A 15,244-nucleotide genomic window follows, 5' to 3' on the forward strand; every position below is an offset into this window, starting at 1 on the left:
TCCATTATTGGTTCATTCGAATTTGTCAAGCGAGGTTGAAGCCGGCGTAATTTCATTGACCAGATGTCAGTCACTGCCTGCGCACGGATCGGCTTATGTGATGGAACCATCATTTATGAAGCGCACTGATGTGCTCTATTCCGGGTTGGAAATACTCAACACACATGATCATCCGATGGTGGTGGTGTTGTCTGACATGTCCGGCTCTTTTCAATTTCTAGCGACTTCGGTGGCAATAAATAAAACTGTTCAATTCAGTGTTCCTGTTGGGCAATACGGTATTCAGATTTTTATTGGATCAGACTGGTGCAATCTGGAATCAGGATTTTCCGATGGCGCGCATATTTCAGTTGACGGTGGAATTACTATAGAAACTGGACAAACGACCTTGCTGGAATTCTATGGTACGGGTCTTAACCCTGTTCAGATTGCGCTTGCGTATAGTACATTTAGTCCACCTGCTAACTTTAGCCAGAAAATACCGCCTTCTGAAGTGATTGGTGATGGAGTACTTGAGTTATTGCAGTCATATGATGGCCATTATTTTAGCTCGGGAACTGTAAATGCTGTGCCTGTTGTTTTTATGATTGATACCGGTGCGACCATCGTCTCTGTTTCTTCAGAGATAGCGGCGCTGGCCGGGATTAAAAAGTGTGCCCCAATTAAAGTTTCAACTGCAAATGGTATTGTCAACGCATGTATCGCAAAAGTGGCAGAAGTTACATTTGGAAGCTACCAGATCACCGACATTGATGTAATTGTTTTGCCGAACATGTCCGGAGATGCCTTGTTGGGCATGAATGTGTTGCGCAATTTTCGTATCGAGCAGGTGGGGGAAATCATGAGGATATCCTCGCGTTGAGAAAAATTTTTCTTAGAGAATGCAAACTAACTTTCAATTGTCTGGTTCAAATGATGTAAGACCTTCAGTGGGTACTGCGCGAGCGTGATTGGCCTGCCAATAACGAGATAATCTGCGCCATTACGGATTGCTGCAGCAGGTGTGGCGATTCGTTTTTGATCATCCAGGCTGTTTTCTTCCAAGCGTATACCAGGCGTGACCAGGTTGAATTCCGGCCTGATGATTTGCCGTAAACTGCCGACCTCCAAAGCAGAACAAACAACGCCATCAAGTTCGCAATCCTGAGTTAATGTCGCTAAGCGAATCACAATCTCTTCGGGCTTACCTTGCAAACCAACATCGTTCAGATCATCCTGATCCATGCTGGTCAGCAATGTAACTGCAATCAGTTTGGCTGTTCCTGCAGGAACCGCTTCACGTGCAGCCTGAAGCATTTTTCTTCCCCCGAGTGCATGTACATTCATCATCCACACACCCATGTTTGCGGCTGCCTTGCATGCTTTGGCAACGGTATTGGGAATATCATGGAATTTCAAATCCAGAAAAACATCAAAACCGTCGCGAATCAGTTTCTCGACCAGATGGGGGCCTGCTGCGGTAAAAAGTTCTTTTCCCACTTTCAGGCGACATAATTTCGGGTCAAGTTGTGCGGTAAGGTCTAGTGCATGTTCGGCATTGCTGAAATCCAGTGCAACAATAATACGTGATTTTTTCATGATCGGAGATAATAAACGATACTGCTAATACAAAAAGGCGTTGAAGAAATAGTGCATTATAAAGTTTCGTGCAATATTGTTCAGGTCGCAACAATAACACGCATGGCGTCTAGTCTGGTCTTTGCGGTGTCTATTGCCCGGGTTAAAATTTGTAGCTGTTGTTCAAAAAAAAGAATTTCCTCTGGCCGTACGCTCGGATTGATTTCTTTCAGGGCTTTCAGCCTTTCAATTTCAAATTTGAATTTTTCCTCTATTTTTTCCTTGTTCTTTTTGGTGTGAGCCGGCATCTGTATTTTAGCAAGCTGCTCGCTGGCGGTTATCATGTCTTTAATCGTTTCTTTCTTCAGTTCAATAACTTGTTTTGAAACGCTTGGTGATAGTGTTCTCAAGTACTGATTGATCGTGTCGTGATCGAGTGCAGCATAATCAGAACGGCCATGCTCATCGATAATGGTGCGTATCATGATTGATGGCTGGTTGTGGCTGCGGGTCACAGAAATTTCTGTTGAGATGTCAAGAATGAACAGGCATTCTAGAAACAGTGTTCCCGGTCTGGTATCGGGATGCGAGAAACTTGATACGGTTGCATTGCCGGTTTCATTATCGACTACACGATCCATCGCGTGGATAACCATGGGGTGCTCCCAGGTTAAAAACTGCATATCTTCGTTGGCGAGTGCGACATTTCTGTTATAGGTAATGGTCAGGCCATCATCGGGTAGCCCGGGAAATGCCGATGTCATTAGCTCGCTTGGTTCAATGTAATAGCTCATGTGGCGGTGTTCTTCAATATGTACGCCAAAGCAGTCAAAGGCGCTGTCCATGTAATGCTGCAGGCTGTTGTCGTTATCCTGCGAAGTTCCAGCCTTGTATAATTGCTCTGCAAGCTGTGGACGGCACGAATTATATTCCAGTAAACGGTCGCGTCCGCGATCAAGTGCTTCGTTAAGTGCCTGATTGGCTTCTTGGGTATGAACAGTTAATTTCGAAAAGGCAGTCGAGTCAGGGTTACGTTGATGAAAACTGTTAATTAGCTGATTTTTAAATTTTTGAAAAACGGCCGATCCTGCTGGACAGGTTTTTTTAAAGGCATTAAGCCCTTTATGATACCAGTTCAGCATGAGCGCTTGAGCGCTATGCTGCAGATAAGGCAGATGAATTTTGATTGTTTCTGTCTGGCCGATTCGATCGAGCCTGCCAATACGTTGTTCGAGTAAATCGGGATTAAACGGTAAATCAAATAACACAAGATGATGGGCAAACTGGAAATTACGTCCCTCGCTGCCAATTTCAGAACAGATCAATACCTGGCAGCCAGCCTCTCTGTCGGCAAAAAAGGCGGCGGCGCGATCACGTTCGAGTAAACTCATATCTTCGTGGAAGACTGGATAGTGCTGGCTTGTCAACATTCTGAGCGCGTGAGCAATATCGCAAGCTGTTTGTGCGCTGGCCGTGATCACCAGGATTTTTTCCGGCTTGAGCTGTCGCATGGTTTCGTGCAGCCAGTTGATGCGTGGATCAATGTCGATCCATTTCGGGTCATCAGTGCCGGCATTAACCTGATAGAGCAATTCCGGATAAAGCAGTAATTCAGGTTCTGACAACCGAGTGGTTTCAAAAACGGTCAGGCAATCGTTATAGCTGGCAGGTAGCGGTAATCGAACCATATTCAGTTCTCTTTCCGGGAAACCCTGGACCGTGACGCGGGTGTTGCGAAATAAAATGCGGCCGGTGCCATGGCGGTCGAGCATTAATGCTGCGAGAGCTTGCCGTGCTGCTTTATTATTTTTATCCGTTGTATCGGTTTTATCCAGTAAATCTAGCAGGGACTGGGTCTGCGGGTTATTTTCTATCGACAAGATTGTCGTGTTGATTTCTTCATTCAGTTTATGCCCATCAAGCAGCGCTTCGACCACATTGGCGATCGGTTCAAATGTTTGTTCTTCAGCAAGAAAACGATGGAAGTCAGAAAAACGATCGGGGTCTAGCAGACGCAGGCGAGCAAAATGGCTTGCTTTACCCAGCTGCTCAGGAGTTGCAGTCAGCAACAGTACCCCGCGTGTTTGAGCAGCCAGTTGCTCAATAGCCTGGTATGCCGGGCTGGATGCCTGCTCCGACCATTCGAGGTGATGTGCTTCATCGACGACGAGTAAATCCCAATCGCCTTGCAAGGCTGTTCTCAGGTGTTTCGGATTGTTACACAGAAAGCCCAGGCTGCATAGAATGAGCTGTTCGTTGTGAAAAGGGTTGCCGTCGGCACTGTTTTCTTCAAGTACCGCATAGCGTTCGTCATCAAATAGACTAAACCGGAGATTAAAGCGGCGTAGCATTTCGACAAGCCATTGATGAATCAATGTTTCCGGAACTGCAATAAGAACGCGTTTGGCGCGTTCCGTTAAGAGTTGCTGATGTAAAATCATGCCGGCTTCGATTGTTTTGCCCAATCCGACTTCATCGGCCAACAATACACGTGGTGCATAGCGCCGGCCGACTTCGTGTGAAATGTAGAGTTGATGCGGGATTAAACTGGTGCGTGAGCCCACCAGGCCGTACAATGAATTATTGACAAGCCGGTTTCTCTGCAACCAAGTTTGATATCGGATCTGGAACCACTTGTCTGCATCGATATGCTGATTGAGCAACCGTTCGATAGGCCGGTTAAATTGTATATGGTGCGCCAGTTGATGCTCGGGCAGGATGACCGGCTTGCCATTTTTGTCTTTTCCCGTGTATGTCAGTAATCCATCGTTTTTCTCAACAGACAGGATTTGTATGACAGTGCCATGAAGACTCGTGATAGTATCGCCAACATTAAAAATCACGCGTTTGAGCGGCGCCGATTGACGTGAGTAAGTACGGGTCTCGCCGGATGCCAGGAAGGCAATGCTGACTATGCGTTGTTCAACTGATTGCACAGTGCCCAGGCCCAATTGCAGGTCGACATCGCAAATCCAGCGTTGACCAGGTTTAAAGTTGTTCATTCTATGCTGTACTGAAAAGAAGTGACAGGATACATGAGACGGCTAAAAGGTGCCGCTAAAAATGTGTTGTCAGGAAATAATTGAGGGCATCTCTAAAAATCCATATTTTGTCACAATACTTTGTTATTCACAAAAAATATCTCCTTACATATCAATCATATGCTGCGTCAATATTTTTTGTTCTCGCCTCGTCTTGTTTAAAACTCTGAGTTTTTAGAGGTGCCCTTGATTAATTCGAAGCTGAATTACTCCCGATGTGGTTTTTTTGCCAGTTTACGTTGGAGTGTCCGGCGATGCATGTTCAAGACTTTTGCTGTTACGGAAATATTGTTGTCATTTTCAGTAAGAATTCGGTGAATATATTCCCATTCTAGTCTGCCGACCGATAAAGGATTGGCGCTGATTGGTGTGTCAGTTTCACCGCTTGTGCGTTCAAATGCCGTCATAATTTCATCGGCGTCGACGGGCTTGGCTAAATAATGCGTTGCGCCAAGTTTTATTGCTTCCACGGCTGTTGCGATACTGGCGTATCCTGTTAGCATGACAATGCGTGTGCCCGGGTCCAATGCTTTTAACTTTTCAACCAGAACCAATCCCGATTCGCTGGATAATTTAAGGTCTACTATTGCGTATTCCGGGGTTGCTGCTTCAGCCTGTGCAAGTGCGTCTTCTATGGTATGCGTGGTGTGCACATTGAAACCGCGTTTAGTCATGGCTTTCGCCAGTACATCGCAGAAAATCTTGTCATCATCAACGACCAACAAGCTGGGGCGTTCGCTTGCGTCATCGACTGGTATCGATTCTGTCATGGTTTTATCCTATTAGCGGCAATGAAACTTGCGTGCAGGCCCCGCCGTTCTCAAGATTGAATAAATGCACCGTTCCACCCAATCGTTCAATGTTGGCATTGGCTAAAAACAGACCAATGCCAAAGCCCTGACCGGGAGCCTTGCTGGTGAAAAAAGCTTCGCCGATACGTTGAGCGGCTTCAGTCGATATGCCTTCACCGTCGTCAATGATTTCGAGATGCAGTCGCTTTGAATTCCAATGGCTTTTGATATCAATACAATGTGAGGAAGCATCGGCAGCATTGTTGAGCAGGTTCAGAAGCGATTGGCTGACCAATTGGTTATCCATTATTTTGGGCGCGGGAAGTGGCCCGTTACTCTGATAATTAAACTTGACCGTGGGTCGTATGAGTTTCCATTTCTCCAATAACGAAGATAAAAATTCATCAACCGGCAATTGGCTGCCACCTTCAACTCTGGTTTGTCCTGCTTTGGCCAGAAGCTGGGTTAAAGTCTGCTTGCAGTGTGTGATCTGGTCGCGCAGAATATGTATGTTGTTTTGAAATTCATTATCGTTGACATATTCCTTTTGTAATTCTCCCGTAATAACCGCCATTGTTGATAGTGGTGTGCCGAGTTCGTGTGCTGCGCCGGCTGCAAGTGTACCCAATGCAATGATTTGTTCGTTGCGTAATGCCTGTTCACGGACTTGAGCCAGATCTCGGTCGCGATCCCGGATTGAAATGCTCATTTTTACTACGAACCAGGCAATAATAACAGTGCTGAGTACAAACGCCAGCCACATGCCGGATACATGCAAGTTGAATTCAATGAGGTGTTTGCTATGATCATGGGGTAGCGGAATATAATTAAACAACAGTAATGTATAGCAGCCAATTGTAATAACGGCCATAACCCAGGTGTATCGCCAAGGAAGGGTGGCTGCTGCGATGGTCAGTGGCAGAAGGTATAGTGAAATGAATGGGTTCGTGGAACCGCCGCTATAATATAGCAATGCACTAAGCGCGAAAACATCTATGAGCAATTGCGCAAAAAATTCGATACTGGATACTGGCCATTTTCGATACAACCGTATCCAGGTCAGCAGGTTTAATAGTGCCAGGATTACAACAACGATGATCATTTGTGTCCACGGAATATCGAGATCGATAATAATGTAAACGAGGCTGAAAGTCAGGCACTGTGCCAGGATCGCAATATTTCGGAGCATGAACAAGCGCTGCAGATTTTTACTCAGCGGTAATTGGCTAAGGTCGCTAAACATAATTTTTTGTCAGAGTGATCTAATTGATTGTCCAAATAGGATTGATTTGCTGTAGATATGTTGTTTTGGCGTCATTTTCAGATAATTGTTAGTGAAGTTACACCATGACGATTTGTATCAAACGCTTGATGTTCCTTTCTTAAAGTACTTCTCATTTCAACAAAAAATCCGAACTTGGACATTCAGACTTGTTAATTTATATTAGGTATTGGAAAAATATATTACTCTAGTCAAAATTGATAGCAATGGCTATGTGACATTTTGTCGCAGTTAAAGTTGACGTATTCAGTAAATTGCTTTTTTCTGGCGGCAGGCTGACTAAGCTAAGGATGGAGGTTTCTATAAACAACTGGCGGGAAACAATTTCAACGGTGATGCTGGCGGTTGTTGTGGGTATTGTGGTCAGTTACGCAGCTTTGGGGTTTTTGTGGGCTATTGACCGTTTGCACGAGTTTTTCCTGGGCGCAGAAAGTGGAGAGCTTTACAAAGTTCTGGAAAAGGTGCCCGCGTGGTATTTATTTCTTCTGCCTGTTGTGGGTGCAGTTTTTGTGCGACTCATTATTCAATACTGGATGCCTGAGCAGCGAAATCATGGACCCGCAGATGTGATTGAAGCGACGCGGCTTGGAAATGGTGATCTGTCCATTAAAGCAGGAGTTGGCAGCGCTGTTGCCAGTATCGTATCAATAGGTAGCGGGGCATCGGTCGGGCGATATGGCCCCGCTGTACATTTGGGCGCATCCTTAGGGTCATGGCTGGCTCAATTACTGAAACTTACTGCAGAACAAAAAAAGAATCTTCTGGCCTGCGGCGTTGCGGGTGCTATTTCGGCTTCATTTTCTGCACCTCTGGCCGGGGTGGTTTTCGCGCATGAAGTTGTATTGGGCCGATTTGGCAGCAGATCTGTAATGCCGATCGTTATATCATCAGTAGTGGCCACTGCGATCGTAAAAATACATGCATTAGACAACATGATTTTTTTGTTGCCGGATATACCGGTGGTCGCGAGCTGGGAATTTTTTGTATTTGCACTTGTCGGTGTTGCCGGTGGCGCCCTGGCTGTCTGTTTTATGTCTGTGATGCATCGCATTGACCAGTTTGTTCAGCAGTTACCTATTTCTCTGATGGTGAGGGCCATAATAGGCGGGATGTTGCTGGGTGTTATTATTCTCGTTTTTCCTCAGACTTTTGGGCTGGGCGAGCAAGTTATTCAAGATGCTTTGCACCTCCAACTGTCCGCGGGCGTATTAATGATGTTGATCCTGGCAAAGTTACTTGCGACTTCGGTGAGTTTTGCTGCGGGTTTCTCTGGGGGCGTATTTGGTCCAGCGCTTTTTCTGGGTGCAATGATGGGCACTGTGTGTGGGATGGGTGTTCAGGAGTTGACCGGGGTAACCGCTTCACCTGCAGTTTATGGTGTTGTGGGTATGGGTGCGGTAATTAGCCGTGTGATTGGCGCACCGATGACGACAATTCTGATTGTTTTTGAATTGACAGGAAGTTATTCATTAATGACAGCGGTCATGGTGTCGGTTGTTGCGGGAGGCACTGTTACCCGAGAATTCTTCAATCATTCCTATTTTTATCACCAGCTGCGTATGCGTGGAATGGAACCCGAAACGTCGCAAATACAGCAGAAATTGAATCAAATGTCAGTTTGTGCATTTATTTCTGAGCAGTCGGTCGTTTTAACATCAGACATGACGTTGCGGTCAGCGCGTCATCGGCTTGCCCATTTTGCACCTGTTATCGAAGATGCCTATGTTGTTAATAATGAGAGGCGGTTAATGGGGCAAATCAGCGCAGCACAGTTGTATCGTATTCATAATGAAGAAAAAATGGATAACCTGATTAAAAGCATGCTATATATGCCATCGATCATTTTTACGAATGACATGAGTGTCTATCAGGCATATGAGCAATCGAGGCATTTTAAAGGCGCCAGTATTCCGGTGTTGGATGGCCGGACACAACAATTTGTGGGCGTGGTTTATGTGGGTGAATTGGTAGAGGCCTGTATGCAAGCTCTTGAGCGGTATCGCATTGATGAACGTTAGTTGGGTCATGGTAACAGGCCTTGTTTTCGGTTAGAATTCAATACCTGTTTTCTTTGTGCTGAAGATGTCGGCATAAATTTTTTGAAATGATTTTATGATTCTAATTTTAGTACCGAATACCCGGCCAGAGAGTCCGGAATATAAACAGTTGTTGAGCTATCTTGCCAATATTCCAGGTATTAGTACACGTGTACATACAGAAGTTGGTACTGAACAAACTTTGACTGAACTGTATCTGATTGGAAATACCAAGACGTTATCAGTTGAAGAGATCAGCATTCTTCCTTGTGTGGATCATGTTGTGCGTGTTTCTGAGGAGTATCGCATACTCGGCCGCCATATGAATGATAGCCGGTCAACCAGTTTTGAATATAACGGCGTTTTGTTTGGCCAGGATACATTGAATGTTTTTGCGGGATTATGCGCTGTTGATACGCTTGAACATGTGGAAACCATGATGAAAGCATTGCAGGATAATGGGCAGGTTTGTACCCGTATGGGCGCGTACAAACCGAGAACAAGTCCATACGCTTTCCAGGGGCATGGAAAAAGCTGTCTTCCTTATGTATTTGATCTGGCAGGGAAATATGGCATCAAAGTGATTGCGATGGAAATAACGCATGAAATCCACCTGGAAGAGATACGCAATGCACTTCACCAAACTGGAAATGCAACTGGCGTCATGCTGCAGATTGGCACACGCAATACGCAGAACTTTGAATTACTGAAAATAGTCGGACGGCAGCAGGATTTTCCGGTACTGATAAAGCGTGGCTTTGGTATTACCCTCGATGAATCTCTGAATGCGGCTGAATATCTGGCTTCAGAAGGTAACCGGAAAGTTATATTTGGCTTACGGGGAATGAAAACGAATATGGGTGACCCGCACCGTAATTTTGTTGATTTTGCGCATGTTCCGGTCGTGAAACGACTGACACGCATGCCGGTCTGTATTGACCCATCGCATTCTGTAGGTACCCGAGCTGAATCGTCTGATGGCATTCTGGATATTATGCATGCCACGGCGCAAGGGATTATTGCCGGTGCCAACATGGTCCTGGTCGATTTTCATCCTGCACCTAACAAAGCATTGGTTGATGGACCGCAGGCATTGCTTTTGAAGGAATTGCCACTTTATTTGGAAGATATTCAGATTGCACGTGCTGCGTATTTGAATCGTGTTGAGCTTGCTAGACGTTACCAGAATCAGGGTTAAATCAGCATTTACAGTTTAAGAATTTTGTATGCTTCTTTTCGTGGAGAAGAATAAATGATCAAGGTATTACTCTCGAATCCCAGAGGCTTTTGTGCGGGTGTAGATCGTGCAATTGGCATTGTAGAGCGCGCATTGTCGATGCATGGCGCGCCAATTTACGTGCGTCACGAAGTTGTGCATAATCGTTTTGTTGTAGAGGATTTAGAAAAAAAAGGCGCTGTTTTTGTTGAAAACCTGGATGAAGTGCCGAAAAATAGCATTCTGATTTTTAGTGCGCATGGCGTTTCTCATGCAGTCAGGAGAGAAGCGGCTGAACGAGAGTTAAAAGTATTTGATGCAACATGCCCACTGGTTACCAAGGTGCATGTTGAAGTGGCCAAAATGCGTAAGGAAGGCAAGGAGATCATAATGATTGGTCATCAAGGCCACCCTGAAGTTGAAGGCACAATGGGTCAGGCTGAAGGTGATGATAAAGGTATGTACCTGGTTGAAACTGAAGAGGACGTAAAAAATATTCAGGTGAAAGATGCAGCTAATTTGGCTTATGTAACGCAGACGACTTTATCTGTTGATGATGCGGCGCGTATTGTTGATGCCTTGAAAAATCGTTTTCCAATGATTACCGGCCCTAAAAAAGATGACATTTGTTATGCCACTCAGAATCGTCAGGATGCAGTAAAAAAAATGGTTACTCAATGCGATCTGGTGATTGTGGTGGGTTCACCCAATAGCTCAAATTCAAACCGTTTATGTGAAGTTGCAAGGAATGCTGATGTTGAGGCCTATATGGTGGATAATGCTGAGCAATTAAATGATGACTGGTTTATTAATAAGCGCCAGATTGGCATTACAGCGGGTGCATCTGCGCCAGAAATATTGGTTCAGCAAGTCATATCGCAGATCAAACAGATTGGTGCACACCAAACGGGTGAAGCGGTTAACGTTGAAGAATTAAGCGGTGTGGTGGAGTCGGTTGTTTTTCCACTGCCCAAAGCATGAAATTTGCAGTAAGAAGGATGCAAATAGTGAATGTTGCTTTTTTATTGCCACTTTGCTTGATAGGGCGTGATATCAAAAGGCTGAGTGGTGCCGATGATGTTGTTTACCAAAATCTCTGCACTGGCAGGGGCCATTGTTACGCCATAACGAAAATGTCCGCTGTTAATATATAGATTCGTTAGATTAGGATGCCGGCTGATCGTAGGGATATTCTCTGGCGATGCAGGACGCAGACCTGACCAATGGTTTTTTATAGGCATGTTATATAGTTGAGGGAGCATGCTTATTGCATCATGCAATAACTTCTTTCTGGCTGAGACTGTTACCCGTTTATTAAATCCCCTGTCTTCCAGTGTACTGCCGACCAGAAGGTGCCCGTCTTTGCGGGGAATGATATAAGAACTGCCTTTAACCAGAATTGCCTTTAATGGTGGGTTGTCGAATTTAAACAATAGCATCTGGCCACAGATAGGTCTGATATCTAAATCAAATGCGTATTTCCCTAAAACCTCTTTAGTCCAGGCACCCGCTGCAATAATAAAGTTGTCTGCTGCAAACTGTTGGCGTGATGATTGAAGGGATTGAACCTTATTATGCTTAACGGTTAACCCTTGGACAGTACAGTTTTCAATGATTTTTCCACCCAATTGAATCACATGCTGATGTAGTGCACTGAGTAACCTGGGATTCCGGATTTGTGCAATACCAGGTAAGTAGATTGTTTGTTCTGGATCGTTACAATTCATATTAGTGTTATCAGTTGGGCGAGGTACAGACAGTTTTATTTGCTGAATGTTTGTATTATTTTTTGAACACCAGTGTAAAGCGGTTTCTAAATCATAGGGTGGTAAAACAAACATACCGCATTGACTATACTCCGGATCAATACCTGTCGCAGAGTGTAATGCCGATGCCCAGTCAGAAAACAAACTGGCGCTGTAAAGCGTTAGACGTGTCACAGTCTCTGTATAATTCCAAGGGAATAAGGGGGATAAAATTCCGCCACCGGCCCATGAAGATTCTTGCCCTACTTGTCCACGTTCCAAGATTAATACCTTAATCCCCTGTTTAAGCAGACGTTCTGCAGTTGCCAAGCCGATGATACCCGCTCCAACAATAATCACATCGTGTTGCATACCCATACCATCATTCTAAATTTCTAAAAAACAAAACGATATCGTTTTCATGTAAAGGTTGGCGGAAAAATAGGGACTGTAAATTAAATTGTGTAACTGCCTACGTTACCCTGGATATCAACGTGGCGGTCCTTTTGCACTGTACATCTCCTTGAATGTCGCCACAATTTTACGTGTTGTCATGCCTTTGGCATACAGACTTAGAATCATTTTATCCAATGAAGTAAAACGCGTCTGGTTTCGCAGTTTCTCGGGCAAAATTTTCTGGTTTTTCTGTGTTCATCGTCTATCCTTTAAAGAAACTCATAATAGACAATTGCACAGTTAATAGGGTGGTCTCGTTTATAAATCTGACTGGTACACTGTTGATTTGCTATTCGACGGATTATTGTTCAACAATTGTTGACAACCGCGGTGAGAAATTAGAATTTCTCTCATGCAAAAACTGTTTGATGCTTTGTGGATTGATTGGGTGCGAGCAATAACTGATTACTCGAATTGTGAATGTTTGAGGTTAGGTCAATTTCAATTCTAAGTGTTAAAAGCTTAGAATGCACAAATATCTGTTTAAGTGTTAAACCGATATTTGTGCACTTCTTGAACTAATCAATTTACATTTGGTAAACGATTAGGCCAATCACTATAAATGCAACTGTTGTAATACCGATCAGTTTCAGTGTTTGTGCATCTGTTGCTCTGTTTGAATCATCGCTCATAACTCAATCTCCTTATTAATTTATTAACTATTTTGTCTTAATTTTACCTACTAAAAACAAAAGTCGATTTTAAAAACTCGACTTTACCACTTTAACCTCACAAAAAAGCGGGGTTATGTTAGAAAACACAACAGATTTCTCTGCTCCCCAGTATTTTTTAGCGGCGTTTACTACCACGATGCGGCAACCTAATTCTAGCGTAACCTACTGGGTTATTATTATTTTTCATCATAATAGCATTTATTATTATTTGCAACCTAACTATTATGCGTATGAATTCTAACCTACATTTTCTGACAATGAAAGATTAGTTTTAAAATTAACCCTAAAATTTTTGCGGTTTTAGTTTTGCTGCTGCTTGAGCTTCAATGCAATCAGATAATGCATCGCGCGCAAACCCAGATCATTCAGAAAGGCTTGATTGCTAGAACCGCTATCAACCAGAACTAATACCCCAGGCTTACCGCCTGGCCCAATTTCACAGACCGGTTGGACTGGTGCCGAAAATTTAGATTTCAGCTCGATAGGTGATAGTCCCCGGGCGGCCTAATCAACCGATTACATATTTGACTCCAGTCAGTTGCAAAACGATAAAATAGATCAATCCACAATTGACGCAAACATTTTGGTGGTTGGTAATCAAGCATTCGCTTCTTCCCGGTTGTCCTATAGCAACGGAGTGTTGACAGCCGATGTATTTTTCGGTTCCGATATACAAATAAACCTGGTTGGTACTTTGGTTCTTGATTTCGCGCTAGCTGTGTAAGCTTGATTTTTTCTTTCAACAATGTCGAGTATCGAGAATGATTCAGAGAATTCTTGTTTCCATCCGGTAAAATCGATTCATGAGCCTTGTCTGAGTTTCAGGAAAACACGCGAATCAATTGCTGCGGCGCCGAGCATGCCACCCGACAGCGCTCCCGCGATTCCAGGGCTCATAATGTCCTGACCCGCGAGGAATAAACCGGGAACAGGCGTGCGGGCGTTCAGTGCGTCTGACAACATGCGGCGTGGGGTCGTTTCGACGCCATAGAACCCGCCCTTTTCGTGGCCGGTGAATGAAGCGGTTGCGAGCGGGGTGCCCAGTTTCCGATAAACGACGAGCGGTGCCAATGCCGGAAACTTTTCCTCGAAATACGTCATCATTCGCGCCTCGATGCGCTGCTTGAACGCCGTCCACGCACCAGCGTGCACCTCATTGCCGCCAGCCGCAAATTCGGCCACCGATGACCAGTCGGCCCAAACCATCATTTGACCGGTATGTTTGTTCGACAAGCCTGGGTTATGAGACGGGTTCTTGAGGGACGGGAACGAGACAAACATCATCGGGATTGACTCGTTGTCCGCCGCTGACCATATGGCGTCATTGGTATTCCAGCTTTCGTAAAACCAGTGGTTCGAGCGCGTTGCGCCGTGTCGGGCAATATCTCCCTCGAAGCCGAGGAAAACCTCGAAGTGGCATATCGATGGTTTGAAACTGGCTATCTCGCGAGCCCAGGGCTGTTCGCGAATTGCCGCCGGCAACAGGTGCTTTACCGTTTCACCGGCGCCGATCGCCGAGACAATGAACGGCGCAATGATTTCTTCGCCAGACCGGGTGCATACACCCACGGCGTTGTTATCGTCAAGCAATATTTCGCTGACCAATGTTGCGGCCCGGACGCTGCCGCCCGCTGCTTCAATCACGGGAACAAGCCTCCCGTGCGATGGCAGCGGAACCGCCAACGGGGTAGGTGGCGCCTTCGAGATAGTGGCCCATGACGGTGGCGTGAACGGCGAAACTCGCTTCTTTCGGTTTGCCGCCATATGTCCCCCACTGTGCCGACAATACGGCGGCGAGCTTCGGGTCGCTGATGAACTCCGTGATGACCTCGCCGGTCGTGCGGCCGCACCAGTGCTGGATTTTATGCTTGTTCCACCAGTGATGCGCGGAACGGAATGGCTCGGGCATCGCGCGCTCGGCGCCAACCATGTGCCCGGCTTCTTCTGCCGACAGCAACGCCTCGAAATAGGCGTCGATTTCGGCAACATTGCCGGGAAAACGGTCTTTGAGCTCCATCTTGTAGGCTGCAACCGGGCGTCCTACGGGGATTTCGAATTCATCCGGAAAATGCAGTGTATCGTAAACGGTACCGACCGAACGAAACTCGATTGTTCCGCCGCTGAGCCAGTCCAGGATCCGGCCCGCGAGCTGGTCGTGGCCGAACGTGCCGCAATAGTGGAGGCCGACATCCCAGCTGAAACCATCGCGTGTGAAAGCGTGAGTCAGCCCGCCAATCGTCTGCGCTTGCTCAAGCAGCAAAACTTTGTGATCCAGTCGGGAAAGCGCAGCGGCTGCTGTCATTCCGCCCATGCCGGAACCGATGACAATGACATCGAACGCGTTTGCTGACGGTTTGGCAGTCATTCGAGGGTTTTCCTCTTTTTCTGTAGGGTCAGTCAATCATACCAGAAACTGATTGGACGTTTGACGCCGAGTGGCCGCTGG

Annotated in this window: 11 protein-coding genes and 1 pseudogene; 4 read left to right on the forward strand and 8 right to left on the reverse strand. The window is 45.7% G+C overall.

What is annotated here, in order from left to right:
* Window positions 1-115: 115 nt before the first annotated feature.
* Window positions 116-862 carry a retroviral-like aspartic protease family protein gene (locus MRK00_07735; GenBank protein MDR4517261.1) on the forward strand — a complete coding sequence of 249 codons (747 nt, stop codon included), beginning with the start codon at window positions 116-118 and terminating at the stop codon, window positions 860-862.
* A 26-nt stretch (window positions 863-888) separates the two neighbouring features.
* On the opposite strand, the gene pyrF is transcribed toward MRK00_07735, so the two are convergent.
* The 4 genes from pyrF to MRK00_07755 form a co-directional block, all read right to left on the reverse strand.
* Window positions 889-1,578, reverse strand: coding sequence for an orotidine-5'-phosphate decarboxylase (gene pyrF / locus MRK00_07740; protein MDR4517262.1), 690 nt, complete (start codon window positions 1,576-1,578; stop codon window positions 889-891).
* 80 nt (window positions 1,579-1,658) lie between these two features.
* A complete protein-coding gene (gene rapA, locus MRK00_07745) occupies window positions 1,659-4,559 on the reverse strand; it encodes an RNA polymerase-associated protein RapA (GenBank protein ID MDR4517263.1) in 2,901 nt (966 codons plus the stop codon).
* A 245-nt stretch (window positions 4,560-4,804) separates the two neighbouring features.
* Window positions 4,805-5,368 carry a response regulator transcription factor gene (locus MRK00_07750; protein MDR4517264.1) on the reverse strand — a complete coding sequence of 188 codons (564 nt, stop codon included), beginning with the start codon at window positions 5,366-5,368 and terminating at the stop codon, window positions 4,805-4,807.
* Between the two features lie 4 nt (window positions 5,369-5,372).
* Window positions 5,373-6,632 (reverse strand): ATP-binding protein, encoded by a 1,260-nt coding sequence (locus MRK00_07755; protein ID MDR4517265.1) that lies wholly within the window; start codon window positions 6,630-6,632, stop codon window positions 5,373-5,375.
* A gap of 329 nt (window positions 6,633-6,961) precedes the next feature.
* Here MRK00_07755 and MRK00_07760 point away from each other — a divergent pair, with 329 nt between their 5' ends.
* From MRK00_07760 to ispH, 3 genes are all read left to right on the forward strand, one after another.
* Window positions 6,962-8,689 carry a chloride channel protein gene (locus tag MRK00_07760; protein MDR4517266.1) on the forward strand — a complete coding sequence of 576 codons (1,728 nt, stop codon included), beginning with the start codon at window positions 6,962-6,964 and terminating at the stop codon, window positions 8,687-8,689.
* Window positions 8,690-8,783: 94 nt separating this feature from the next.
* Window positions 8,784-9,905 (forward strand): 3-deoxy-7-phosphoheptulonate synthase, encoded by a 1,122-nt coding sequence (locus MRK00_07765; protein ID MDR4517267.1) that lies wholly within the window; start codon window positions 8,784-8,786, stop codon window positions 9,903-9,905.
* 54 nt (window positions 9,906-9,959) lie between these two features.
* Window positions 9,960-10,904, forward strand: coding sequence for a 4-hydroxy-3-methylbut-2-enyl diphosphate reductase (gene ispH, locus MRK00_07770; GenBank protein ID MDR4517268.1), 945 nt, complete (start codon window positions 9,960-9,962; stop codon window positions 10,902-10,904).
* 41 nt (window positions 10,905-10,945) lie between these two features.
* Here ispH and thiO read toward each other — a convergent pair whose 3' ends face one another.
* From thiO to MRK00_07790, 4 genes and pseudogenes are all read right to left on the reverse strand, one after another.
* The gene (gene thiO, locus MRK00_07775) at window positions 10,946-12,040 is read right to left on the reverse strand and encodes a glycine oxidase ThiO (protein ID MDR4517269.1); all 1,095 of its coding nucleotides are present in this window, start codon (window positions 12,038-12,040) and stop codon (window positions 10,946-10,948) included.
* Between the two features lie 103 nt (window positions 12,041-12,143).
* Window positions 12,144-12,283, reverse strand: a pseudogene (locus tag MRK00_07780) (transposase).
* Between the two features lie 1,316 nt (window positions 12,284-13,599).
* Window positions 13,600-14,442, reverse strand: coding sequence for an FAD-dependent oxidoreductase (locus tag MRK00_07785; protein ID MDR4517270.1), 843 nt, complete (start codon window positions 14,440-14,442; stop codon window positions 13,600-13,602).
* Window positions 14,435-15,163 (reverse strand): NAD(P)-binding protein, encoded by a 729-nt coding sequence (locus tag MRK00_07790; protein MDR4517271.1) that lies wholly within the window; start codon window positions 15,161-15,163, stop codon window positions 14,435-14,437. Before MRK00_07790 ends, MRK00_07785 begins: the two co-directional genes overlap by 8 nt.
* Window positions 15,164-15,244: the final 81 nt, after the last annotated feature.

Origin of the sequence: Nitrosomonas sp., assembly GCA_031316255.1 — a bacterium.
Taxonomy (GTDB): domain Bacteria; phylum Pseudomonadota; class Gammaproteobacteria; order Burkholderiales; family Nitrosomonadaceae; genus Nitrosomonas.

Excerpts from the sequence above, each read along its gene's own strand:
- MRK00_07735 (MDR4517261.1), top strand. The coding sequence starts at position 116 with ATGAAGCGCACTGATGTGCTCTATTCCGGGTTGGAAATACTCAACACA.
- pyrF (MDR4517262.1), bottom strand. The coding sequence starts at position 1,578 with ATGAAAAAATCACGTATTATTGTTGCACTGGATTTCAGCAATGCCGAA.
- rapA (MDR4517263.1), bottom strand. The coding sequence starts at position 4,559 with ATGAACAACTTTAAACCTGGTCAACGCTGGATTTGCGATGTCGACCTG.
- MRK00_07750 (MDR4517264.1), bottom strand. The coding sequence starts at position 5,368 with ATGACAGAATCGATACCAGTCGATGACGCAAGCGAACGCCCCAGCTTG.
- MRK00_07755 (MDR4517265.1), bottom strand. The coding sequence starts at position 6,632 with ATGTTTAGCGACCTTAGCCAATTACCGCTGAGTAAAAATCTGCAGCGC.
- MRK00_07760 (MDR4517266.1), top strand. The coding sequence starts at position 6,962 with ATGGAGGTTTCTATAAACAACTGGCGGGAAACAATTTCAACGGTGATG.
- MRK00_07765 (MDR4517267.1), top strand. The coding sequence starts at position 8,784 with ATGATTCTAATTTTAGTACCGAATACCCGGCCAGAGAGTCCGGAATAT.
- ispH (MDR4517268.1), top strand. The coding sequence starts at position 9,960 with ATGATCAAGGTATTACTCTCGAATCCCAGAGGCTTTTGTGCGGGTGTA.
- thiO (MDR4517269.1), bottom strand. The coding sequence starts at position 12,040 with ATGCAACACGATGTGATTATTGTTGGAGCGGGTATCATCGGCTTGGCA.
- MRK00_07790 (MDR4517271.1), bottom strand. The coding sequence starts at position 15,163 with ATGACTGCCAAACCGTCAGCAAACGCGTTCGATGTCATTGTCATCGGT.